The sequence below is a fragment of the Allobosea sp. OAE752 genome, from assembly GCF_050433265.1.
GTDB lineage: Bacteria > Pseudomonadota > Alphaproteobacteria > Rhizobiales > Beijerinckiaceae > Allobosea > Allobosea spartocytisi.
Genome location: NZ_JBNPXO010000006.1, coordinates 49,580 through 70,623, shown reverse-complemented (window position 1 = coordinate 70,623; position 21,044 = coordinate 49,580). Strand labels below are relative to the sequence as shown.

Annotated in this window: 22 protein-coding genes and 1 tRNA gene; 8 read left to right on the top strand and 15 right to left on the bottom strand. The window is 68.7% G+C overall.

Annotation, left to right across the window (positions count from 1 at the left end):
* Nucleotides 1–2: 2 nt before the first annotated feature.
* Entirely contained in the window at nucleotides 3–611 is a 609-nt protein-coding gene (locus tag GGC47_RS16970; RefSeq protein ID WP_185748036.1) for a glutathione S-transferase family protein, read from the bottom strand.
* A 78-nt stretch (nucleotides 612–689) separates the two neighbouring features.
* Nucleotides 690–1,691, bottom strand: coding sequence for a LysR family transcriptional regulator (locus GGC47_RS16965; RefSeq protein ID WP_112764901.1), 1,002 nt, complete (start codon nucleotides 1,689–1,691; stop codon nucleotides 690–692).
* A 191-nt stretch (nucleotides 1,692–1,882) separates the two neighbouring features.
* Between GGC47_RS16965 and GGC47_RS16960 the strand changes: the two genes are divergently transcribed.
* A complete protein-coding gene (locus GGC47_RS16960; protein ID WP_038363026.1) occupies nucleotides 1,883–2,470 on the top strand; it encodes a nitroreductase family protein in 588 nt (195 codons plus the stop codon).
* Nucleotides 2,471–2,597: 127 nt separating this feature from the next.
* Here GGC47_RS16960 and GGC47_RS16955 read toward each other — a convergent pair whose 3' ends face one another.
* On the bottom strand, nucleotides 2,598–2,840 hold the full coding sequence (locus tag GGC47_RS16955; RefSeq protein WP_038363023.1) for a DUF2312 domain-containing protein: 243 nt from the start codon (nucleotides 2,838–2,840) through the stop codon (nucleotides 2,598–2,600).
* 230 nt (nucleotides 2,841–3,070) lie between these two features.
* Here GGC47_RS16955 and GGC47_RS16950 point away from each other — a divergent pair, with 230 nt between their 5' ends.
* The 3 genes from GGC47_RS16950 to pyk all read left to right on the top strand — a co-directional run bounded on the left by GGC47_RS16950 (nucleotide 3,071) and on the right by pyk (nucleotide 6,341).
* Complete coding sequence (locus GGC47_RS16950) at nucleotides 3,071–4,375, top strand: glycerate kinase type-2 family protein (RefSeq protein ID WP_142023043.1); 1,305 nt, start codon at nucleotides 3,071–3,073, stop codon at nucleotides 4,373–4,375.
* Nucleotides 4,376–4,377: 2 nt separating this feature from the next.
* Nucleotides 4,378–4,824 (top strand): DUF1036 domain-containing protein, encoded by a 447-nt coding sequence (locus tag GGC47_RS16945; RefSeq protein WP_038363021.1) that lies wholly within the window; start codon nucleotides 4,378–4,380, stop codon nucleotides 4,822–4,824.
* 77 nt (nucleotides 4,825–4,901) lie between these two features.
* Nucleotides 4,902–6,341 (top strand): pyruvate kinase, encoded by a 1,440-nt coding sequence (pyk, locus tag GGC47_RS16940; RefSeq protein ID WP_113251925.1) that lies wholly within the window; start codon nucleotides 4,902–4,904, stop codon nucleotides 6,339–6,341.
* A 136-nt stretch (nucleotides 6,342–6,477) separates the two neighbouring features.
* Here the strand turns inward: pyk and GGC47_RS16935 are convergent, their stop codons facing one another.
* Complete coding sequence (locus GGC47_RS16935) at nucleotides 6,478–7,116, bottom strand: tetratricopeptide repeat protein (protein WP_112764903.1); 639 nt, start codon at nucleotides 7,114–7,116, stop codon at nucleotides 6,478–6,480.
* Nucleotides 7,117–7,273: 157 nt separating this feature from the next.
* Nucleotides 7,274–7,399 (bottom strand): type B 50S ribosomal protein L36, encoded by a 126-nt coding sequence (gene ykgO, locus GGC47_RS16930; RefSeq protein WP_038363015.1) that lies wholly within the window; start codon nucleotides 7,397–7,399, stop codon nucleotides 7,274–7,276.
* 247 nt (nucleotides 7,400–7,646) lie between these two features.
* On the opposite strand from ykgO, the gene GGC47_RS16925 reads away from it, so the two are divergent.
* Nucleotides 7,647–7,856, top strand: coding sequence for a hypothetical protein (locus GGC47_RS16925; RefSeq protein ID WP_142023042.1), 210 nt, complete (start codon nucleotides 7,647–7,649; stop codon nucleotides 7,854–7,856).
* 45 nt (nucleotides 7,857–7,901) lie between these two features.
* On the opposite strand, the gene GGC47_RS16920 is transcribed toward GGC47_RS16925, so the two are convergent.
* Nucleotides 7,902–9,215, bottom strand: a complete 1,314-nt coding sequence (locus GGC47_RS16920) for an MFS transporter (RefSeq protein WP_142023041.1) — start codon at nucleotides 9,213–9,215, stop codon at nucleotides 7,902–7,904.
* 53 nt (nucleotides 9,216–9,268) lie between these two features.
* On the bottom strand, nucleotides 9,269–9,664 hold the full coding sequence (locus GGC47_RS16915; RefSeq protein WP_112764904.1) for a MarR family winged helix-turn-helix transcriptional regulator: 396 nt from the start codon (nucleotides 9,662–9,664) through the stop codon (nucleotides 9,269–9,271).
* Between the two features lie 89 nt (nucleotides 9,665–9,753).
* On the opposite strand from GGC47_RS16915, the gene hisE reads away from it, so the two are divergent.
* Both hisE and GGC47_RS16905 read left to right on the top strand, forming a co-directional pair.
* Nucleotides 9,754–10,131, top strand: a complete 378-nt coding sequence (gene hisE, locus GGC47_RS16910) for a phosphoribosyl-ATP diphosphatase (RefSeq protein ID WP_038364092.1) — start codon at nucleotides 9,754–9,756, stop codon at nucleotides 10,129–10,131.
* Between the two features lie 244 nt (nucleotides 10,132–10,375).
* Nucleotides 10,376–10,452: transfer RNA gene (locus GGC47_RS16905), tRNA-Arg, on the top strand.
* Nucleotides 10,453–10,517: 65 nt separating this feature from the next.
* On the opposite strand, the gene GGC47_RS16900 is transcribed toward GGC47_RS16905, so the two are convergent.
* The 3 genes from GGC47_RS16900 to GGC47_RS16890 are packed head-to-tail and all read right to left on the bottom strand — an operon-like array spanning nucleotide 10,518 to nucleotide 13,556.
* A complete protein-coding gene (locus tag GGC47_RS16900; RefSeq protein WP_429068549.1) occupies nucleotides 10,518–10,748 on the bottom strand; it encodes a hypothetical protein in 231 nt (76 codons plus the stop codon).
* Nucleotides 10,749–10,776: 28 nt separating this feature from the next.
* Nucleotides 10,777–12,015: a flavin monoamine oxidase family protein gene (locus tag GGC47_RS16895; RefSeq protein ID WP_429068548.1), complete on the bottom strand. Its 1,239-nt coding sequence runs from the start codon at nucleotides 12,013–12,015 to the stop codon at nucleotides 10,777–10,779.
* A complete protein-coding gene (locus GGC47_RS16890; RefSeq protein WP_113251920.1) occupies nucleotides 12,012–13,556 on the bottom strand; it encodes a cation:proton antiporter in 1,545 nt (514 codons plus the stop codon). The genes GGC47_RS16895 and GGC47_RS16890 overlap by 4 nt, the downstream gene beginning before the upstream one ends.
* A 419-nt stretch (nucleotides 13,557–13,975) precedes the next feature.
* Here GGC47_RS16890 and GGC47_RS16885 point away from each other — a divergent pair, with 419 nt between their 5' ends.
* Complete coding sequence (locus GGC47_RS16885) at nucleotides 13,976–15,595, top strand: B12-binding domain-containing radical SAM protein (RefSeq protein ID WP_038363004.1); 1,620 nt, start codon at nucleotides 13,976–13,978, stop codon at nucleotides 15,593–15,595.
* Between the two features lie 129 nt (nucleotides 15,596–15,724).
* Here GGC47_RS16885 and GGC47_RS16880 read toward each other — a convergent pair whose 3' ends face one another.
* The 5 genes from GGC47_RS16880 to GGC47_RS16860 form a co-directional block, all read right to left on the bottom strand.
* Complete coding sequence (locus tag GGC47_RS16880) at nucleotides 15,725–17,065, bottom strand: MFS transporter (protein WP_429068547.1); 1,341 nt, start codon at nucleotides 17,063–17,065, stop codon at nucleotides 15,725–15,727.
* Between the two features lie 50 nt (nucleotides 17,066–17,115).
* Nucleotides 17,116–18,231 carry an acetylornithine deacetylase gene (gene argE, locus GGC47_RS16875; protein WP_429068546.1) on the bottom strand — a complete coding sequence of 372 codons (1,116 nt, stop codon included), beginning with the start codon at nucleotides 18,229–18,231 and terminating at the stop codon, nucleotides 17,116–17,118.
* A 152-nt stretch (nucleotides 18,232–18,383) separates the two neighbouring features.
* Complete coding sequence (locus GGC47_RS16870) at nucleotides 18,384–19,319, bottom strand: DMT family transporter (protein ID WP_429068545.1); 936 nt, start codon at nucleotides 19,317–19,319, stop codon at nucleotides 18,384–18,386.
* A gap of 8 nt (nucleotides 19,320–19,327) precedes the next feature.
* Nucleotides 19,328–20,053, bottom strand: a complete 726-nt coding sequence (locus GGC47_RS16865) for an alanyl-tRNA editing protein (RefSeq protein ID WP_429068544.1) — start codon at nucleotides 20,051–20,053, stop codon at nucleotides 19,328–19,330.
* A 97-nt stretch (nucleotides 20,054–20,150) separates the two neighbouring features.
* On the bottom strand, nucleotides 20,151–20,981 hold the full coding sequence (locus tag GGC47_RS16860) for an AraC family ligand binding domain-containing protein (protein WP_113251915.1): 831 nt from the start codon (nucleotides 20,979–20,981) through the stop codon (nucleotides 20,151–20,153).
* Nucleotides 20,982–21,044 lie beyond the last annotated feature (63 nt).

Below are 21,044 nucleotides of genomic sequence, written 5' to 3'. Positions count from 1 at the left end.
CCTCACTCCCTGTCGATTGGCCAGGCCTTGAAGACGTCCAGCGCCTCGCAGGCGGCGGCCTGCTTCGCGAGATGGGGCCAGCGCTCCTCCGGCGCGAAGTCCGGGATCACGAAGCGGCAGAAGCCCCAGGCGATGGCGGCGGTGATGTCGCTGGGCAGAAGCTCCGGTCCTGCCGTCAGGGCGCCGTCGCGGGCGGCCGCGTCGAGCAGATCGAGCGCGGTGTGGAGCTGCGTGACGATGCGCTCCTGCCAGGGCGCGTAGCGCTGCGCCTCCGGCCGCTTGCGCTCATATTCGATCGCGACGGCCTTGTCGGCCGCGACGATGCCGATCCCGGTCAGCGACAGGTCGCGCTCGCGCGAGCCGGGCTCGACCGGCCTGAGCGAGCGGCCGGCGACATCCTCGAAATGCTGGATGATCAGCAGCGATTCGCTGATGACCACGCCGCCCTCGGTGACCAGGCTCGGTGCCTTGATCAGCGGGTTGATCGCGCGGAACGCATCCATGTGCCGGAACACCGACACCGAGCGATGCTCGAAGGCGACGTCGAGCAGCGTGCCGATAATGGCGGCGCGGCGCACATAAGGACTGTCGAGCATACCGACCAGCAGCATCAGGCGATCTCCCATGGAACGAGGCGAGCCTGCCGGAAGCCGCGCCGAAAGCCACGCGAAATCGCGTGATGCCGGGGATCACGCCGGCTGATGCTCCGGCGCGGCGGCAACCCTGGCGACCGCTTCGCCGCTTTCCCACGGGGCCTCCCGGGAGACGCCTCGCTCCTGCATCGCCATCTGGCAGGGGTCCCAATAGGGCGTGCCGCCGAAGCGCTCGACGAGCAGGTCGATCAGCACGCGCACCTTGCCCGGCACGAAGGCGCCGGGCGGGCGCACGACATAGAGCCCGCGCGTCGGCATCGGATAATCCAGCAGCGCGTGCTTGAGCGCGCCCGAGTGGATCGCGTCCGACGCGATGAAGTTCGGCAGCACGACGAGGCCGAGCCCGGCCACGGCCCATTCCAGCAAGGTCTCGCCGCTATCCGAGCGCAACCGGCCCGGCGGCCGGACGGAAACCCAGCGCTTGCCCATCCGGAACGTCCATTCCTGCTCGGCGGTCCCGGTGTAGAGCAGGCAATCATGCTCGGCGAGATCGTGCGGCGTCGCGGGACGGCCCTTGCGGGCGAAATAGGAGGGGCTGCCGAGAACGGAAGTGTGAACCGGCGCGATGCGCCGGGCGATCAGGCTCGAATCCTTCAGCGTCCCGACCCGGATCGCCGCATCGAACCGCTCGCCGATCAGGTCGACATATTGATCGCTGGCATGCACGTCGATCTCGAGCCGGGGATATTTCAGCGCAAGCTCCCGCAGCAATGGCGCGACATGGCGGTTGCCGAAGGTCAGCGGCATGGCGAGCCGCAACCGGCCGGCGACGCCGCCCGCCTGCTGCGCCACCGCCTCGCGCGCCTCCTCCAGCTCCGCCAGGATGCGCTCGCTGCGGGCCTTGAACTCGTTGCCGGCCTCGGTCGGGCTCACTCCGCGCGTCGTGCGGCTGAGCAGGCGCGTGCCGAGCTCCTCCTCCAGCTTGCTGACGCGGCGGCTGACGATGGATTTCGACAGGCCGAGAATCTGGGCCGCGCGCCCGAAGCCGCCCGTCTCGGCGACGGCGATGAAGCTGCGGATATCGTCGAGCTCCGCCATGGGGCGTTCCTCCGGATGCAACAGTCTGGTGCCTATTATGGGTGTTCCGGTGCAGCAAGTGAACCGCTACCTCTCCACCACCGAACATCAGGTCCCGCTTTCGCAGAAGGGCACCCCAGGGTGCGTTCCGAGAAAAGCCATTCCGGCTCATCGGCCTGCCAGCGTGATCCGCGTTCACCTACGAGGAAGCCATGCTCGACAAGCTTAAGAAGCGCCGTACGCAATATGCCCTCGGCAAGAACCTGCCGATCTCCGAAACGCAGGTCGATGCCCTGATCAGGGACGCGATCCGCCTGTCCCCCTCCAGCTTCAACTCGCAGAGCTCGCGCGCCGTCGTCCTTTTCGGCAAGGAAAGCGACAAGTTCTGGAACATCGCCAGCGAGGCGCTTCGTGCGGTCGTGCCGGCGGCTGATTTCCAGGCGACGAGCAAGAAGCTCGACAGCTTCGCCAGCGGCGCCGGGACGGTGCTGTTCTACGAGGATCAGGAGCCGGTCAAGGCGCTCCAGGCCAATTTCCCGCTCTACGCGCACAACTTCCCGATCTGGTCCGAACATTCGACCGGCATGGCGCAGTTGGCGGTGTGGACGGCGCTTGCCGACGCCGGTATCGGCGCGAGCCTTCAGCACTATCATCCGCTCGTCGATGCCGACGTGGCCAAGACATGGAACATCCCGGCCTCCTGGGAGCTCAAGGCCCAGATGCCCTTCGGCTCCAATGAGGCCGGCTTTGCGGAGAAGACCTTCATCGACGACGAGCTGCGGTTCCGCACCCACCGTTGACGAGGCCCGCTCGCGACCGGGCAGCGCCGGACGGACCGGGCTGCGTTTCGTCGCCTGAACGAACCGCTTGAAAAGCAAACGCCGCTCGGGATCTCTCGAGCGGCGTTTCAGTATTCTCTGTCGAGGCTCAGACCGTCTCGCCGACCGCCTGGAGATAGAGGTCGAGGATCGCCTCTTCCTCCTTGCGCTCCTCGAGGTCGCGCTTGCGCAGCGCGACGACCTTGCGCAGCACCTTGACGTCGTAGCCGTTGCCCTTGGCCTCGGCATAGACCTCCTTGATGTCGTCGGCGATCGTCTTCTTCTCTTCCTCGAGCCGCTCGATGCGCTCGACGATGCTCTTGAGCTGATCGCCCTGAACCGGATCGTCCATGTCATATCCTTCCGGGATCGTAAAATTCGGCCGGCAGCGTTCGCCCGGAACGGGTCCGGGCGTCAAGCCGCAACGCTTCGCAGCGGCGCGTCCTTCAACAGATCCGATGCCGCGGCCGCTTGAAAAGTATGATTACATCATCAAAAGGCAGATGACGCGCGCGCGCGCCCGGCCTAAGACTCGGCCATAAACAACCGCCCTCGACGGGCGGCGCGGGGGCGAGGCGCGGCGTGCGGCCATCATCGATCGACATCAGCGAACTGCGCCTGACCGCGCGGACGATCTACGATGCCGCCGTGGCGCGCGCGCATCCTTCGGGCTGCCTGCCGCAGCATCTGCCGCCCGCCCCGGAACGGGGCCGCCTGATCCTGCTCGCCGCCGGCAAGGCCGCCGGCAGCATGACGGCGCTGGCGGAGGCGCATTACCTCGAGGCCGGCCTGCCGCCCGAGCGTCTCACCGGCCACGCTGTCGCCCGCCACGGCTATACCGCGCCGACCCGGCTGATCCCGATGGTGGCCGCCGGCCATCCGGTGCCGGACGAAGGCAGCGTCGCCAGCGCCGGCCGCGCGCTCGAACTCGCAGCCTCCGCGACAGCCGACGACCTCGTGCTCGTCCTGCTTTCCGGCGGCGGCTCGGCCAATTGGGTCGCGCCCGCCGGCCAGCTGACGCTCGCCGAGAAGCGGGCCGTGACCAAGGCGCTGCTGCGCTCTGGCGCGCCGATCGGCGAGATGAACATCGTCCGCAAGCGGCTCTCGCGCATCAAGGGCGGCCGGCTCGCGCTCGCTGCCGCGCCGGCCCGGCTCCTGACCCTCGCAATCTCCGACGTCCCCGGCGACGACCCTGCCGCCATCGCCTCGGGCCCCACCGTGCCCGATCCGAGCACCATGGCGGACGCCCGCGCCATCGTCGCCCGCTACGGGCTCGATCTGCCGCCGGCCGCCCGCGCCCTCATCGACGACGACGCCAATGAGACGCCGAAGCCCGGCCACCCCGCCTTCGCCGACAGCGAATTCCGCATCATCGCTCGCCCCGCCGATGCGCTCGGCGCTGCCCGCGCCGCCGCCGGGGCGGCCGGCTATGAGGTGATCGATCTCGGCGCGGATCTGGAGGGCGAGGCCCGCGAGGTCGCCGCCGCCCATGCCGACATGGCCAGGCGCCTGAAGGCCGAGGGCCGGCGCGCCGCGATCCTCTCCGGCGGCGAATTGACCGTGACCTTGCGTGGCTCCGGCCGAGGCGGCCCGAGCCAGGAATATGCGCTGGCGCTCGCCATCGCGCTCGGCGGAGAGGCGGGCATCGTCGCGCTCGCCGGCGATACGGATGGCACCGATGGCGGCGGCGGCGAGGCGACCGACCCGGCCGGCGCCGTCATCGATCCCCAGACATTGACGCGCGCGGCCGCGATCGGCCTTGATCCTGCCCGATCCCTCGCCGACAACGATTCGACCGGCTTCTTCGAAGCGCTCGGCGATTTGCTGCAGCCGGGACCGACCCTGACGAACGTCAATGACTGCCGCGTGATCCTGATCGAACCGTGAGAATGCCCGGACATCCTCGAACGGCCGCCTTTGCATGGGCCGTCGGCGCCGCCTTCCTGCTCCTGGGCGCGCTGCCGGCCAAGGCCGATCTGCGCATGTGCAACACCACCACGAGCCGCATCGGCGTCGCCATCGGCTATCGCGACGCGCAGGGCTGGACGACCGAGGGCTGGTGGAACATCAGCCCGCGCGGCTGCGAGACGCTGCTGCGTGGCACGCTGGCCGCGCGTTATTACTATGTGCACGCCGTCGATTACGACAAGGGCGGCGAATGGACGGGCAAATCCGTCATGTGCGTGCGCAACAAGGAATTCACGATTCGCGGCATCGAGGACTGCCTGGCGCGCGGCTATGATCGCGCCGGTTTCTTCGAGGTCGATACGGGCGAGCAGAAGAGCTGGACCATCCAGCTCACCGACACCACCGGCGGGGCCCCGCCCCGGCCCTGAGGCCGGGCCGAACGGGACCAGGCCGCACGAAACGACAGAGATGGCGGCGGGCTTGGAGCCGGCCGCGGGGGAAGACGATGAAGCGCGAACGCCGGATCAAGATCATTGCCACGCTGGGCCCCGCCTCCGCGACCGAGGAGATGTGCGCCAAGCTGTTCGAGGCCGGCGTCGACGTCTTCCGCATCAATATGAGCCACACCCAGCGCGAGACGCTCCATGACAAGGTCGCGATGCTGCGCGGGCTGGAGGCGAAGTTCCGCCGGCCGGTCGGCATTCTCGCCGATCTGCAGGGGCCGAAGCTGCGCGTCGGCTCCTTCGGCGGCGATGGCGGCGCCATGCTCGAGAAGGGCGCGCGCTTCATCCTCGATTCCGACCCCGCTCCGGGCGACGTGAACCGCGTCTACCTGCCCCATCCGGAAATCCTGAGCGCGCTCGAGCCCGGGCACCATCTCATCCTCGACGACGGCAAGCTGCGTCTCATCGTCGAGCAGGCGACGCCCGAGCAGGCCGTGACGAAGGTGCTGATCGGCGGCCGGCTCTCCTCGCGCAAGGGCGTCAGCCTGCCCGACACGGTCATTCCGGTTTCGGCGCTGACGGAGAAGGACCGCTCCGACGCCGAGGTCGCGGCCGAGGTCGGTGTCGACTGGATCGCGCTCTCCTTCGTGCAGCGGCCGGAGGACATGGCGGAGCTGCGCAAGATCGTGCGCGGCCGGGCGCTGGCGCTCGCCAAGATCGAGAAGCCGCAGGCCGTCGCGCGGATGGAGGAGATCATCGACGCCTCCGACGCCATCATGGTCGCGCGCGGCGATCTCGGCGTCGAGATGCCGCTGGAGAAGGTGCCGGGCACGCAGAAGCGGCTGACCCGCATGGCCCGGCTCAAGGGCAAGCCGGTCGTGGTCGCGACCCAGATGCTCGAAAGCATGATCACGAGCCCGGTGCCGACCCGCGCCGAGGTCTCAGACGTCGCGACCGCCGTCTTCGAGGGCGCCGACGCGGTGATGCTCTCCGCCGAGAGCGCCGCCGGCCAGTATCCGGTCGAGGCGGTGACGATGATGAACCGCATCGCCGAGGAGGTCGAAAACGACGCGGTCTACCGCTCGATCCTCGATTCGCAGCGCAACGAGCCGGAGGCCACCGGCGCCGACGCCATCGCCAAGGCGGCCCACGAGATCGCCGAGACGCTGAACCTCAAGGCGATCTGCGCCTGGACCTCGTCCGGCTCCACCGCCTTCCGCATTGCGCGCGAACGCCCGAATTCGACCGTGATCGCCCTGACGCCGAACCGCGCCACGGCGCGACGCCTCACCTTGGTCTGGGGTGTCCACGCCATCGTCACCAAGGACGCCAGCGACGCCGACGACATGGCCTTCCGCGCCTGCAAATTCGCGGTGCGCGAGCATTACGCCAAGATCGGCGACCGGGTGATCGTCGTCGCCGGCGTTCCCTTCGGCACGCCGGGCGCGACCAACATGGTCCGCATCGCCTTCGTCGCGCAGGAGCATGTCGCGAAGGCGTGAGCCGGCCATCGCTCAGCGTCATTCTCGGGCGAAGCGAAGCGCAGACCCGAGAATCTCGGGACGACAAAGCGCTGAAATCCGCTTCGGCGAGAGATGCTCGGGTCAAGCCCGAGCATGACGGGAGGTTTCCGGGCGCTCAGGTATCGCGCCCGTCGACCTCGAATTTGAGCGACTCGACGGCCTTCTTCACCGTCTCGAATTCCGGATAGACATCCAGCGCCCGGCGGAAGGCGACCATGGCCGCCTTGTCGTCGCCCTGCTGGCGCAGGATGAGGCCGAGCCCCATCATCGCGCCGTAATGGCGCGGCTCGCGCTTCAGCGTCTCGCCGATGTCGAACAGCGAGCGGATCGGGTCGCCAGCGATGTAGAGCGCGTTGGCGCGCTGGTTCCAGGCCTCGGCCCAGTCCGGCTGCAGGCTGATGACCCGGTCGAGCAATTCGATCGCCAGATCCGTCTGCTTGGCCTTGAGCGCCTCCTGCGCCCGCGTCATCAGCAGGTCCGCCGTGTCGGAGCCCGAGCGCGCCCAGCGTCGCTGGATCAGGTTGGCGACGCCCTGCGCCTCTTCCGGCGTTTTCGCGTCATGGAGGCGCTGGAACAGCCGGTCGAGCGTCGCCGCCGGCGTGCGCGGCGCGGGAGCCTCCGGCGCGGCCGGGTTTTCCATCTTGTCGGAGGGCGCGACCGAGCCCGGCCGCTGCGGCGGAACGGCCTGCGCCATGGCGCCTGCCGATGTCAGGGCCAGCGCCAGAAGGGCGGTGCCGATGCGAGATGCGCTCATGAGGGAGAATTTAGTCGCCCTGTCCGGGACGTCAAATCACGCACCGGCGAGGCGGGACGGCGCCTGTGCGAGGCAACGCAAAAAAGCGGCACGCCATCGGCGTCCCGCTTCGCAAAGTCCTGGCTCCGCCGCGCGGCCTTGCAGGCCGCGTGGAAGCTCAGCCCTGACGCGCCTTGAAGCGCTTCTGGACCTTGTTGATGATGTAGACGCGGCCCTTGCGGCGCACCAGCTGGTTGTCGCGATGGCGCGCACGCAGCGACTTCAGCGAATTGCGGATCTTCATTGTACCAACTCCATCGGCCCGCCCTCGCGAGCGCGCCGGTCAAAAAACTCACAGTCTGCGAAGCGAGCCTCGCGGCCCTCATCGCCCATGACAACGGTGCGACTGTTGCGATGTCGGCTGTATACGGATTTTTCCGTGGATCGCAAGTGCGATCGCCACCGCTCCGGCAGGAAATCCGCTTTCCATCCTCGGGAACCTTGGCGACAAGACAGCGTTCTCATCCTCGCCTTCACCGGAGACCCGGCCCATGCGCCTGCCCCTTCTCGCTTCCGCCCTCGCCGCCGCCCTCATGCTCGCCGCCTGCGGCAACACCGTGGAGCAGCGCATCGGCGGCGCCGCTGTCGGCGCCGGCACGGGCGCCGTCGTGGCCGGACCGGTCGGCGCTGTCGTCGGCGGTGCAGCCGGAGCCGTCACCGGGCCGTCCGTCGCGCGCGCCACGCGCCGCGCCACCCGCTGAGCGAAGGGCCGAGCCTGCGACGCAAGGCTCGGCCACCCGCATTTCCTAGGCTGCGGCGGCCTGCCGGCCCCGCAGCGGCAGGCTGCCGCCCTTGAGGCAGACCGCCATGCCGGCGGCGATCAGGCACAGCGCCCCGGCGATGAAGAAGGCCGGCAGGTAGCTGTCATAGGCCGTGCGGCTGAAGCCCGCCCCATAGGCCGCGAAGGCGGCGCCGAGCTGGTGGCCAGCGAAGATCCAGCCGAAGACCAGATTGGCCCGCTCGCCGAAGCGGTCGGCGGTGATCTTCACCGTCGGCGGCACGGTCGCGACCCAGTCGAGCCCGTAGAACACGGCAAAGAGCGACAAGCCGTAGAACGAGAAATCGGTGAAGGGCAGGTAGAGCAGCGACAGCCCGCGCAGGCCATAATACCAGAACAGCAGCCAGCGGCTGTCATAGCGGTCGGACAGCCAGCCCGAGCCGACCGTGCCGATGAAGTCGAAGACGCCGATCATCGCCAGCACGCTCGCCGCCGTCACCGCCGCCATGCCGAAATCGCCGCAGAGCGAGACGAAATGCGTCTGGACGAGGCCGTTGGTGCTCGCCCCGCAGACGAAGAAGGTGCCGAAGAGCAGCCAGAAGGCGCCCGTCCCGGCCGCCTCGCGCAGCGCCAGCAACGGCGACATCAGCATCGCCCCGAAACCGACGGGCTGCGCCGGTGCCGGCACGATCCGGTCGCCACCATAAGGCGCGAGGCCAAGATCGGACGGCCGGTCCCGCATCAGCAGCAGCACCATCAAAGCCGCGAACAGCAGCATCCCGAGCACGAAGACGAGCGCGCCGCGCCAGCCGACACTGTCCGCCAGCCCGGCCAGCAGCGGCAGGAAGACGAGCTGCCCGGTCGCGGTGCTCGCCGTCAGCAGGCCGATCACCAGCCCCCGCCTGTGCTGGAACCAGCGCGTCGCCACGGTCGCGCCCAGCACCATCGCGGTCAGCCCCGTGCCCAGCCCGACGACGACGCCCCAGAGCAGCACGAGATGCCAGATCTTGGTCATCGCGAAGGAGCCGAGAATGCCGCTGGCGATCAGCACGAGCGCGGTGCTCGCGACCCGCCGGACCCCGAACCGGTTCATGAAGGCCGCCGCGAAGGGCCCCATCAGGCCAAACAGCACGAGCCGCACCGCCAGCGCCGAGGAGATATCCGCCGTCGCCCAGCCGAATTCCCGCTCCAGCGGACCGATCAGAACGCCCGGCGCGCCGACCGCGCCGGCCGTGACCAGCATGGTCAGGAAGGTCACGGCGGCGACCACCCAGCCATAGTGAATGCCTCGGCGCCCCAGCGCGCCGGCAAGGCCGGACGGCGGATGAACGATCTGATCCATCGTGATCTCCATTAAGGGCATATGCCCGTATTATGTCCGAAACAAAGGCTTCGTCAGTTCGCCGCGACGGCTTCCAGCAGCGCCAAGGTGGTGGGGCCGAGCTCCTGCTCCATCTGGCTCTGAATACCGTCCCAGAGCGGCCCAGCCTCGTTCAGGAGCGCTTGGCCGCGTTCGCTCAGCTCGACCATGGCCTCGCGCTGGTCATCGCCACGGCCGAGCTCCACCAGCCCCATGCGCTGCAGCACGCGGACATTGCGCCCGATGGTCGAACGGTCGAGCTCGGTCAGGCGGGCGAGCTGCGTCAATGTCAGCGGGGCGTTCCGCTCGATGTTCCGCATCAGGCTGTACTGGGCGATATTGATGCCGAGCGGCGCGAGCGCGCGATCATAGATCCCGGCCACCCGACGGGTCACGGTTCTCAGGACGGTGCAATAGCAGCGGGAAGGCATTTCCGGGGTATATACCCGCAATCCCTCCGCGGCAAGCCCTCGCCTGCCGCTGTCATCAAACTCACATTTGGCCGCTTGAGGGTCGGATGATGAGTGATTCGGTCCAGAGACTTCACGCTGCCATCGGGCGGACCCGCGGAGGCGACCCCAGCCGCTCGCGCACGGCCAAGCTCTTCGCCGGCGGCATGGCCAAGATGGCGAAGAAGGTGGCGGAGGAGGCGGTCGAGACCGGCATCGCCGCACTTCAGGGCCAGCGTCGCGAGACGATCCTGGAAAGCGCCGACCTGATCTACAATCTCGTCGCCCTCTGGGCGGCCATGGGCATCGAGCCGAACGAGATCTGGGGCGAACTCGAGCGCCGCGAGCGGCTGTACGGGATCGCGGAGAAGCTCCCGAAGGGCCGCCCCCCTGCCCGGCCCAAGCGCGAACCGCGCCCGAAACTCGCCATCGGCTCGCCTGTCGGCTGATGGCTCGGCGGCATCGAACCCGATCCGGCGATCTGCTTTCCGGTCACCGGGCTCGGCTCGCCGCGGCATTGTAGGACGCCGCCTCGGCGTCTCGGCCCGCTTGTCCAGCCAGGTGACGCCCAGCGCTGTCCACAGCCGAGTCCCTTTGCAAGGCACCGTCATTTTCTGGGTTGCCAAGACGAAAGCGAGCGGCTACATCCGCCGCATCAGGCCAGACGCGCAAGCGTCTTGACGCACTGAAGACGCGCCCGTAGCTCAGCTGGATAGAGCATCAGACTACGAATCTGAGGGTCAGAGGTTCGAATCCTTTCGGGCGCGCCATTACTTAGCTCTCTTTCGAGGGCGCCGTTTGCAGCCCGGTTACAGGGCCGCTTACAAACACAAACTCACCCTTGATTCTGGGCTCGGCGCTTGGCACGCAGGTCGATGACGTTGTCGATCTTCGCTCGTCCATTGCCTGTGAGGCTGCGGCGCTCTGCCTGCCGGCGATAGATTTTGGCCTCCTTGTCGGTGGCGTGCTCGATCTGGGCCATGACCTCGGCATCGCGCGCGCCGGCCATTGCCAGCTCCGCGCCGCGCGCGTGACGAAGGCCGGGCGGGGTGAGGCCGGAGCGCATGACACCCGCGACAACGCTCCTCAGGTCTCTAGACCTGCAAATGAGCCTTCCGCGTTGCCAGAACGGCTCGTGCGGCAGCAAGGCCGGTTTGAAAGGCGCCATGCGCGGTCGAGAAATCCTGCGTCGAGCAGGCCTCGCCGGCAAAGAAGAGCCTGCCATCGACATCCCCGGCGAGAATGGCCCGGGCTTCGGCATGGCCTGGCAAGGCGTGGCTGTAGGAGCCTCGCGCAAAAGGCTGGCGGCCCCAGCGCGATTGCGCGATCGGCTTCAGCCGGCTCCGGATCCCCGAGCCGAAAAGCCCGGCCAGCTCATCGAGCGCGAAAGCGGCGAAAGCGCCGCCATCGGCTTCGAGCTCGCGTGCAGCCGCGCCGCCGACGAAGCCTTCGATCAGCGGCCGGCCGAACGGCCTCAGGTGGTAACTTGCCGTTCGCGCCACATACGGATTGCCCAGGACCTGCGTGTCCGGTTCGAAGCCGTCGCAATCGGACAATTTGAAGATGATCTTGTCGGCCAGGCCGAGAGGCAGCGCACTGGCGGCATCGATGTGATCCGAAGCCCGCGGCGGCAGACGTATCCCGCCGGAGGCGAGCACCTCGGTCGGGACGGTGACGATGACGCGCGCCGCCTCGATCTCGCCTCTGGCGGTGGTCAGCCTCAACGCGCGTCCCGATGCGTCGATGCCCGAGACCGGCGTGCTCAACGCGACCGGAACGTCCTTCGCCGCGGCGGCAATGAGGCGGCCATAGCCCTCGCTCACGCGCCAGTTCACGCCGCTGTCGGCATCGGCATAGGCGAGATAGTCGCGGATCGAAAGCTGCTCCAGCTCCGTGCCGTTGATATAGGTGCTGAGCGCCTCGAGATAGGGCGTCCAGCGGTCGTGGGCATCGAGACGATCCGAGGCGCGATCGCTGCCGGGCGGCGCCTCACGCAGGCGCTGCTCGAAGCGGGCGAAGGCCGCGCGCGCGGCGTGCTGGTCGGCCGCGGGAAAGCCGAGATCGCGAAACTGGACGCCCCATGGCGGCGTGGTTCGGTCGAGCTCGAAGCCGAGCTCCGGTGCCAGCGCGGCCCAGGGGTTTCGATCCGCCGAATGGAGCCAGCCGCAGCCGAGGTCGAAATGCAGGCCGTCGCCGAAAGCGGTATGCGCCCGCCCGCCGATCCTGTCGGTCGCCTCGATCAGAAGCACGTCGAGCCCGGAGGCGACGAGATGCCGGCCTGCGGCCACGCCGGCCGCTCCGGCCCCGACGATCGCGACATCGAGCGGCTTCATGCGGTGCCCTCCCGGGGGGAAGCGCCGAGCTCCAGCCAGTCGAGTTCCTCCTCGAGTCGGTGGAAGGCGTCGTCGCCGATGGTGCCGCGCTGCCGCAGATCGAATGCGGTCTTGCGCGCAACCGCGAGCGCCGTCCGCCGCAGGGCGTTATGGTCGGTGTCGAGCTGCGCGGTCCGCCCGGTCTGCTCCAGCATGTCGCGATACTCCTGCCGGATCGGCGCCGCAGCCGCCGGAAGCGCGCCTTCGAGCGATCCGATCGCCGCCTCAAGCGCCGCCTTCCGCGCCAGGGCGAACTCGCGGTCGACCGGGTGATCGTCGCTGATGGCGAGATAGCGCAGCAGCGGCGCAAGCGTCAGCCCCTGGATCAGCAGCGTGCCGACCACGACGGTGAAGGCGCAGAGCAGGATCATGTCCCGATGGGGGAAACCGGCGGGAAGGGCGTAGGCGGCGGCGAGCGTGACGATGCCGCGCATGCCGCTCCAGGCGACGACAGCGCTGCCTTTGATGTTCCGGAGCGAGGCCGCCTTGTCGCTCGCGCCGGAGGTTCGGCCCGGACGCAGGAGGGCGAGCGTCCTGTAGGTCGCCACCCATGTCAGCCTGACCACGATGACGGTTGCGAGAACCGCGAACGCGATCCAGGCATTTTCGACGCGCTGCGCGGCGTCGAAACCCTCGAGGATCGGCCGCAACTGCAAGCCGACCAGCACGAAGGCGAGGACCTGGAGCACGAAGACCGTGGTCTCCCACACGGCATAGGAGGGGATGCGCAGCCGCGCGCTCGTCCGGGCCGGTGCTGTCCGCGCGAGAACGATGCCATAGACGACGATGGTGATGATCCCGGACAGATGCAGCCGCTCCGCCAGGATCCAGACGCCGAAGGTCGAGATGAACTGCAGGATGATGGCGCTTGGCGGGTCGCCGAACAGCGCGAGCAGCCGCACCGAAACCCAGCCGAGCAGCGCGCCGAGAATGATGCTGCCCACCGTGACGAGGGCGAAGGCCGGCAAGGCGCTCGTCACGCTGAAGCTGCCGGCCGCGACGGCTCCCAGCGCCAGGCGGTAGATCAGCAGCGCGGTCGCATCGTTCAGCAGGCTCTCGCCCTCGAGGATCACGACGATGCGATGGGGCGGCCGCACCCTGCGCAGGATCGCCGTCGCCGCGACGGCGTCCGGCGGCGCGACGATCGCTCCCAGCGCGATCGCAGCCCCCCAGGGCAGTTCGGGCACGAACCACCGCGCCACCAGGGCGACGGCAGCGGTCGTGACGCCGACGGCGATGAACACCAGGCTGGTCACCGGCAGCCAGTTCCGGCGCAGATCGCGCGGCGAGCTGTCGAAGGCCGCATCGAGCAGGATCGGCGCGACGAACAGGGCGAGCACGAGCTCCGGATCCAGCGTGATGCGCGGCGCATTGGGAATGAAGGCGAGCGCCGTCCCGCCGATGGCGAGCACGACGGGGTAGGGGATACCGGCCCGCCGCGACCCCGCTGCGAGAAGGACAGCCCCGAACATGATGGCGAGGATCGACTCGAACAGGACCATGCCCTGCGATCTTATCGCCGTTTCAGGAGGTGTCGATCACGATCGATCGGAGCGTCGTCGCTGTCGTATCTCAAGCTCCTCAGGCGCGGAGGGCGCGAACATGTGCCTGAGCCGCTGCCGCCTCCAAGCTTTGTCGCTTGCGGCAGTTTCTGGAGCTGTCCCGGTGGCCCCGCAACCATCCGAGAATGCGCAGCGCTCTGATTTGAAAGGCGAATTGCGCGCGCCACGCCGCGGCACCGGCCTTGCTCTCTCCGGATAAGGGCGACCGACCCTCGCTTATCCGTCCTCGAACGGCTGGAGCAATGGTGCTATGGGTGGGAACTGCCCGGAGCCATTCTGGATCGTGCCCCGAATGGCCGCCGCGATCTTGCCGCTCCCGCTTCCTCCCCGGCTCACCAAGCGCGAACAAGGAAGATGAGATGTCGATCGACCGCTGCCGGGTGCTGATGATCTATCCGCGGTTCAACCCGGGATCCTTCTGGAACTACAAGGCGACCTGCGAACTGGCCGGAGCGCGCCACCCCGCCGCGCCACTCGGATTGATCACCGTTGCGGCGCTGCTGCCCGCGACATGGGAGATCCGGCTCCTCGACCTGAATGCGGAGGAGCTCGACGAACGGGACTTCGCCTGGGCGGATCTCGTCATGACCGGGGGCATGCTGCCGCAGCAGGACGGAACGCTGGCCGTCATCGCGCAGTGCCGCTCCCGGGGAAAGCCGGTCGTGGTCGGCGGTCCCGATGCGACATCGACGCCCGAGATCTACGAGGCCGCCGATTTTCGGGTGCTGGGCGAGGCCGAGGAGATCATGGCCGGCTTCGTCGATGCCTGGAACGCGGGGGCGAGAAGCGGGGACTTCCGCTCCGAGATGGGCAAGACCGACGTCACCAGGAGCCCGACACCGCGCTTCGACCTCCTGAAATTCGCGCATTACCTGCATGTCGGCGTGCAGTTCTCACGCGGCTGCCCGTTCAATTGCGAATTCTGCGACATCATCGAGCTCTATGGCCGCGTGCCGCGCACGAAGACGAACGCGCAGATCCTGACCGAGCTGGATACCCTCCACGCGCTCGGATATCGCGGCCATGTCGATTTCGTCGACGACAACCTGATCGGCAACAAGAAGGCGTTGAAGCAATTCCTGCCCGCCCTGACGCAATGGATCAGGGACAGGAACTTTCCTTTCGAGTTCTCGACCGAGGCGTCGATCAATCTCGCCGACGACGCCGCTCTGATGCAGTCCATGAGCGAGGCCAACTTCTTCACGATCTTTGTCGGCATCGAAAGCCCGGATACCGACACGCTGGTCTCGATGCAGAAGAAGCAGAACACCCGCCGCAGCCTCCAGGAGAGCGTCCATCGCATCTACAAGGCCGGGCTTTTCGTGAATGCCGGCTTCATCCTCGGCTTCGACAGCGAGAAGGGCAGCGTCGCGCGCGGCATGATCGACTGCATCGAGGATACCGCGATCCCTGTCTGCATGGTCGGCCTGCTCTATGCGCTGCCCAACACCCAATTGACGCGGCGTCTCGATCGCGAAGGCCGCCTGTCCATTCCCGACGACGCCGACCATACGCAAGGGCTGGGCGATCAGTGCACCGCCGGGCTCAACTTCGTCACCAGCCGCCCGCGCCGCGCCATCCTCGACGACTACAGGGCGGTGCTCGAGGCGGTCTATGCACCCGGCGCCTTCTTCGGGCGCGTCCGGCGGGTCGGCCGCATGCTCGACTGCACCAATCGCCAGCTGGAGCTGCCGAAGTCGATGGAGTGGGAGGAGATGAGATCGTCATGGCGCCTGATCTGGCGCATGACGACGGCGAAAGGCGGCGTGCGGCGCGAGTTCTGGAAAACCGTGATCGATTGCCTCACGCATAATCGCCAGGCGCTGCCCTATGTGATGATGATGGTCGCGCTCTATCTCCATCTCGGGCCGTTCTCCCGGCAGGTGATGGCCCAGGTCCAGCAGCAGATCGACCGGCTGGCCGACGCTCAATCGCCGGCAGACATCCCGGTTGCCGCGATGTCGGCCGCCGTGGCGTGAGGGTGAACGGCATGCGATCTCGGACGGCCAAAGCCGGATCGCATCCGTAAGGCTGCCGAGGCGTCCCGCTGGGCAGGCACGCAATCCTGTCCAGCGAAGATGCGGATGCCGCGGCGCCGCCCGCCTCCCTCAGCGCCCGGCGGACATCCGCATCAGCTTGCCGCCCATGAGCAGGGCCGTCAGGCTGAAGGCCGCCGCCAGCATGACGTACCAGGCCGGTGCGAGCGCGCTCCCGGTCTGCACGATCAGCCAGGTGGTGATGAAGGGCGCGAAGCCGCCGAAAAGCGTGACCGCGAAATTATAGGCGATGGACAGGCCGGTCGAGCGCATGGCGGGCGGATAGAGCTCGGCCATCGCCGCCGGCGCGGGGCCGCTGAAGCCCGCGATCAGCACGGCGAAGACGATCTGCGCGAGCATGAGGTTGAACGCGCTGGGCTGGCCCGTCAGCCAAAGCAGCATCGGCCAGCTCAGCAGAAAGAGCCCCACCACCGAAGCCAGCATGATCGGGCGCCGGCCCACCTTGTCGGACCAGGCGCCGAAGACGGGCGCCAGCACGACGATCAGCGCGAGCCCGACGCTGTTGGCGAGAAGGCTCGCGCTCTGCGGCACGCCGAGCTGGCGCACCGCATAGGTCGGCATGGTGACCAGGAAGAAATAGGTGCAGACCGTCCAGGCGATGGTGATGCCGAAGCCTGTGATCACGGCGGCCCGATGCTGGCCGAGCGTGTCGCGCAAAGGCGAGAAATCGGTCTCAGGCCGCGCGGTACGCTCGCGCAGGATGGCCTTGAAGGCCTCGGTCTCGTCGACGCGCGAGCGGATGTAGAGACCGACCGGCGCGATCAGGAGCCCGATCAGGAACGGCACGCGCCAACCCCAGGCCTCGAGCTCGGCCTGCGGGAGCAGGCCGGTGAGCAGCGCCCCCGTCAGGGAGCCCAGCAGCAGGGCGCCGGCCTGGCTCGCCTGCTGCCAGCTCGCATAGAGCCCGCGGCGCGCGGGCGGGGCATGCTCGACCAGGAAGGCGGTGGCGCCGCCGATCTCGCCGCCGGCGGAGAAGCCCTGGATCAGCCGCGCGAGCACGATGATCGCCGGCGCCCAGGCGCCGGCTGTTGCGTAGGTCGGCGCAAAAGCGATCATCGCGGTGCCGAGTGCCATCAGCAGGATCGTCAGCGAAAGCGCCACCTTGCGGCCGCGCCGGTCGGCGAGCGTGCCGAGCACGAGCGCCCCGACCGGGCGCATCACGAAGCCGACGCCGAAGGTGGCGACGGTGAGCAGAAGCGAGACCGTGGCGTCGCCCGCGGGAAAGAAGAGCTTGGCGAGCGTCAGCGCGAAGAAGCCGTAGACGGCGAAGTCGTACCATTCCAGCGTGTTGCCGGCGACGGCGGCGATCACCGCCCGTCGGCTCGAAAACCTGCTGGCCGTCTTCCCGGCTCCGGATTCGGACATGGCATGCGTGGCGGCGAGTTCTGTCATGGTGATCCCCTCTTTGGAAAACAGGCCCTTGGCGTCGAGGCTGCGGGCGTTCAGGCGTGCTGGCGTCGGGCCCAGCCGGTGAGGCGGGCGAGAAAGGCGTCGGCGGCATCGAGTTCGGCGCGCGCGATCCATTCGTCGGGCTGGTGAGCCTGCGCGATCGAGCCCGGCCCGCAGACCACGGCGGAGATGCCCGCCGCCTGGAAGAAGCCGGCCTCCGTGCCGAAGGCCATCGGGAAGGGCGGCACGATGCCGCCGAGCGCGGCCGCGACAGCGAGCGCCCCCGCCTCGCCTTCCGCGCTGAGCGGCGGGACATGGATCTCCCGCAGCAGCGACGGGCGGATATCGTCCGGCACCGCGCGGGCGAGATAGGCGCGGGCGAGCACCTCGATCTCGGCGGCATCGCCGGCCGTGACCGGCCTGAACTCCCAGAGCACCTCGCAGAGGGACGGCACGATATTGATCGCGGTTCCACCCTCGATCCGGCCGATATTGACCGTGGTCGCGCTGGCGCCCACGCCGGTGCGGTGCCCGATGGTCTTCAGGAAGCCGATGAAATCGGCGGCCGGATAGATCGCGCTCGCGCCGGCACCGGGGTCGCTCGAATGCGCGGCCCTGCCCTCGAAGCGGGCGCGGAAGCCGAGGAAGCCGCGATGGCTGTCGCCGATCCGCATGCCGGTCGGCTCGCCGATGATCGCGAGCTCCGGCTTCTCCTCATGGGCGAGCAGGTCGTCGATGAGGCGGGGAACCCCGAGGCAGCCGACCTCCTCGTCATAGGACAGCGCGAGATGGACCGGCCGGGCGAGACCGGTGCCGGCAAAGCCCTCGGCCGCCGAAAGACAGGCCGCGACGAAGCCCTTCATGTCGACGGCGCCGCGGCCATGCAGCTTGCCGTCGCGCTCGGCCAGGCGAAACGGATCGGAGGTCCAGTCCTGGTCGGCGACCGGGACGACGTCGGTATGCCCCGACAGGACGACGCCGCCCGGCCCGCGCGGCCCGAAGCTGGCGAGCAGATTCGCCTTGGCCCGGTCGTCGTCATAGCTCAGCCGGATGCGGGCACCGAGGCTGTCGAGCCGGTCGGCGACGCGGCCGACGAGAGCCAGGTTCGAGCGGCTCGACGTGGTGTCGAAGCCGACGAGTTCCTCGAGCAGGGAGACCGTCGCGCTCATCGCTCAGGCCGCCAGCGCGTGCCGCCCGGCGCGGGCGCGCCGGGCCTGGGCGAGGCGCAGCGCAGCCATCCGGGTCGGGCTCCGCGCTCTCGAAGATCGCCCGCAGCGTGTCGCCGATGCCCGCGACGCCGCGAAGGCGTGGGAAAACACGGTCATGGCTTGAGCGCTCCCGCGGCTCGGGCTGGAGAGGGGCGGCCGCTGCTCGCCGCGAGGCCGAAGCCGCACAGGATGAGCGCGGCGCCGACGAGGTGGAACGGGCGCACCGGCTCGCCCAGCAGCAGGAATGCGAGCACGGCGGTGAACAGGGCGACGAGATGGAAGGAGGCCCCGGTGACGCTCGGCCCCAGTGTCGCGACGCAGCGGTTCCAGATGACGAAGGCGAGCAGCGAGGCGAAGACGCCGATATAGAGCACGGACGCGAGCGGGCCGGGCGCGGTCGGGATCGTCGCGCCGCGCGCCAGTTCCCAGATCCAGAACGGCAGCAGCACGAAGAGCCCCGCCACCATCGTCGCCGCCAGGAAGAGGAGCGGATCGAGATCGGCGGGCCGGCGGCGCAACAGCACCGAATAAACCGCGTAATTGGCGACCGCGAGCAGGACCAGCGGCTCGCCGCCGCCGATGCCCAGCCGCGACAGGCTCGCGGGCTCGCCGCGCGCCACGATCCAGGCCACGCCCACGAAGGAAATGGCGATTCCGGCAAGCGTGCGGACCGAGACGCGCTCGACCCCGAGCGCGAAGGCCGCGAGCGGCACCATCAGCGGCAAGGTCGAGTTGAGGAAGGCGACGCTGGCGGCGGGCGCGCTCTGCAAGGCGAGATAGCCGAGCGCATTATAGCCGGCGATGCCGAAGGCGCCGCAGGCCAGGACGATCCAGCGGGCGCGAAACAGCGCCTGCCGCTGCGCACTGAGCGCGCCGAGCACGAAGGGCGCGAGGCAGGCGAGCGCGACGAGCCAGCGCCCGACTGCGAGCGAGACCGGCGGAAACGTGTCGGCAAGCGCCCGTCCGAGCACGAGGTTGCCGGCCCAGAACAGGGGCGGCAGCGGGAGCAGCAGCAACGGCTGGTCCCAGAGACGCTGGAGGATCGACATTGCCGGCCTCACAGCGCGCCCGCGAGGCCGATCCGCAGGCGGCGGTTGTGCCGGCCCTTGTTGTCGATCTTCAGGATGCGGATCGGCGGCGAGCCGCCGGTCGAGGCGAGATGGGTGCCGCCGCAGGCCTGACGGTCGAGGCCGACGATCTCGACGACGCGCACCTGCCCGTCCGCAGTCGGCGGTGGGGCGACCGAGCGCGAGCGGATCAGCCCCGGCTCTGCGAAGGCCGCGGCCTCGGGGAGATAGTCCTGCCGGACGGCGAGGTCTTGCCGGATGAGCGCGTTGACCGGTTCCTCGATCGCGCGCAGGCGGTCATTATCGGCGTCCGGCAGGTCGAAATCGATGCGCGCGGTGCCGTCCTCGTTCATCTGCACGCCGGTGACGAGCGCGCCGTCGAAGCCCTGGAAGACGACGGCGTTGACGATGTGCAGATCGGTGTGGAGCGCGCGCATCAGCCCGCGAAACGCCGGGTCGACCCTGGCTTCCACGGTGCCGGCCGGGAGTTCGATGGGGTCGGCAAGCAGATGCCGGAGCCGGCCCCCCTCATTCTCGAAACCGGCGACCGCGACCTCGCCGCCGGCCCATTCCAGGGAGCCGCGATCGGGCAATTGTCCGCCGCCGCCCGGATAGAACGGGCTTTCCGCGAGAACGACCCAGCCCGGCCCCGCCTCGACGACCTCAGTCGCGAGCGTCGGGACCTCCGGATTGTCGAGGCAGAAATAGCGGGACATGAATCTCATCCTTTCCGCAGTGCCGACAGGGCATCCGCATGGAGGCGAGATTGGCGCGCCTTGCCGCGCCGCTATTGGCGGAAATTGAGAAAACCGCTCAGCCGGCGGTCGCCTGCACCCATTGCAGCGGGGTGATGCCGTAGCTGCGCTTGAAATGCCGCGTCAGCGCGCTCTGGTCGTAGAAGCCGGCATCCAGCGCGGCGGCAGCGATGCTCGTGCCGCGACCGAGCGCAGCGATCGCGGCCTTCAGGCGCAATTGCGTGAGATAAGCATGCGGGGTGAGCCCCGTGCTGCGCTTGAACAGGGCGATCAACTGGAACGGCGTGAGCCCGACGGCGGCGCCGAGCTCCTCCAGCGTCAGCTCCTCCGCATGGCGTTCGCGCATGATCTCGCGGACGCGGGCCGCCCGCTGCGCGTCGCGCGCCGGCGGCGACAGCCTGGGCTCGCCCGCGGCATGGCGCCGGATCAGGGCGCCGAAGCTGCGCAGCAGCAATTCGCGCTCCTCGAACGGGTCGTTGCCGTCGTCGAGAATGCGATGCAGCCCGAGGAAGGCCTCGATCAGATCGGCGTCGTGAAAGCTGTTCCGGCAGAAATAGGCCGTCGCGTCCAGCCCGAGCGCGGCATTGAGCGTCTCGATCGCCGGGCGGGTCAGATAGAGGCCGCGATAGCGCCAGCGCGGGCTCCAGCCCATGCGCCCGGAATGCGGCTCGTCGGGATTGAACACGAGCAGGGTCGAGGTTCCCGCCTCGTCGGTCCGCCCCCGGCTCTTGAACTCGGCGCCGCCGGCCTCCGTCACCGCCACGACGAAGGCCTCGTGGCTGTGAGGGGCGTAATCGTGGCTGGTGAAATCGGCGACGAGGCAACTCAGGCCCGGAACCCGAGGGTCGTGCCAGTAGCGGGACGAGTTGCGCAGGTCGATACGGGCCAAGATGCGATCCGATCGTCGGACAAGCCGGGATCGTGCAACGATCGTGCCGGGACCGCAACCGCG

Bases quoted from the DNA above. Each gene is read 5' to 3' on its own strand.
- GGC47_RS16970 (WP_185748036.1), bottom strand. From the start codon at position 611: ATGCTGCTGGTCGGTATGCTCGACAGTCCTTATGTGCGCCGCGCCGCC.
- GGC47_RS16965 (WP_112764901.1), bottom strand. From the start codon at position 1,691: ATGGCGGAGCTCGACGATATCCGCAGCTTCATCGCCGTCGCCGAGACG.
- GGC47_RS16960 (WP_038363026.1), top strand. From the start codon at position 1,883: ATGCTCGACAAGCTTAAGAAGCGCCGTACGCAATATGCCCTCGGCAAG.
- GGC47_RS16955 (WP_038363023.1), bottom strand. From the start codon at position 2,840: ATGGACGATCCGGTTCAGGGCGATCAGCTCAAGAGCATCGTCGAGCGC.
- GGC47_RS16945 (WP_038363021.1), top strand. From the start codon at position 4,378: ATGCCCGGACATCCTCGAACGGCCGCCTTTGCATGGGCCGTCGGCGCC.
- pyk (WP_113251925.1), top strand. From the start codon at position 4,902: ATGAAGCGCGAACGCCGGATCAAGATCATTGCCACGCTGGGCCCCGCC.
- GGC47_RS16935 (WP_112764903.1), bottom strand. From the start codon at position 7,116: ATGAGCGCATCTCGCATCGGCACCGCCCTTCTGGCGCTGGCCCTGACA.
- ykgO (WP_038363015.1), bottom strand. From the start codon at position 7,399: ATGAAGATCCGCAATTCGCTGAAGTCGCTGCGTGCGCGCCATCGCGAC.
- GGC47_RS16925 (WP_142023042.1), top strand. From the start codon at position 7,647: ATGCGCCTGCCCCTTCTCGCTTCCGCCCTCGCCGCCGCCCTCATGCTC.
- GGC47_RS16920 (WP_142023041.1), bottom strand. From the start codon at position 9,215: ATGGATCAGATCGTTCATCCGCCGTCCGGCCTTGCCGGCGCGCTGGGG.
- GGC47_RS16915 (WP_112764904.1), bottom strand. From the start codon at position 9,664: ATGCCTTCCCGCTGCTATTGCACCGTCCTGAGAACCGTGACCCGTCGG.
- hisE (WP_038364092.1), top strand. From the start codon at position 9,754: ATGAGTGATTCGGTCCAGAGACTTCACGCTGCCATCGGGCGGACCCGC.
- GGC47_RS16900 (WP_429068549.1), bottom strand. From the start codon at position 10,748: ATGCGCTCCGGCCTCACCCCGCCCGGCCTTCGTCACGCGCGCGGCGCG.
- GGC47_RS16895 (WP_429068548.1), bottom strand. From the start codon at position 12,015: ATGAAGCCGCTCGATGTCGCGATCGTCGGGGCCGGAGCGGCCGGCGTG.
- GGC47_RS16890 (WP_113251920.1), bottom strand. From the start codon at position 13,556: ATGGTCCTGTTCGAGTCGATCCTCGCCATCATGTTCGGGGCTGTCCTT.
- GGC47_RS16885 (WP_038363004.1), top strand. From the start codon at position 13,976: ATGTCGATCGACCGCTGCCGGGTGCTGATGATCTATCCGCGGTTCAAC.
- GGC47_RS16880 (WP_429068547.1), bottom strand. From the start codon at position 17,065: ATGACAGAACTCGCCGCCACGCATGCCATGTCCGAATCCGGAGCCGGG.
- argE (WP_429068546.1), bottom strand. From the start codon at position 18,231: ATGAGCGCGACGGTCTCCCTGCTCGAGGAACTCGTCGGCTTCGACACC.
- GGC47_RS16870 (WP_429068545.1), bottom strand. From the start codon at position 19,319: ATGTCGATCCTCCAGCGTCTCTGGGACCAGCCGTTGCTGCTGCTCCCG.
- GGC47_RS16865 (WP_429068544.1), bottom strand. From the start codon at position 20,053: ATGTCCCGCTATTTCTGCCTCGACAATCCGGAGGTCCCGACGCTCGCG.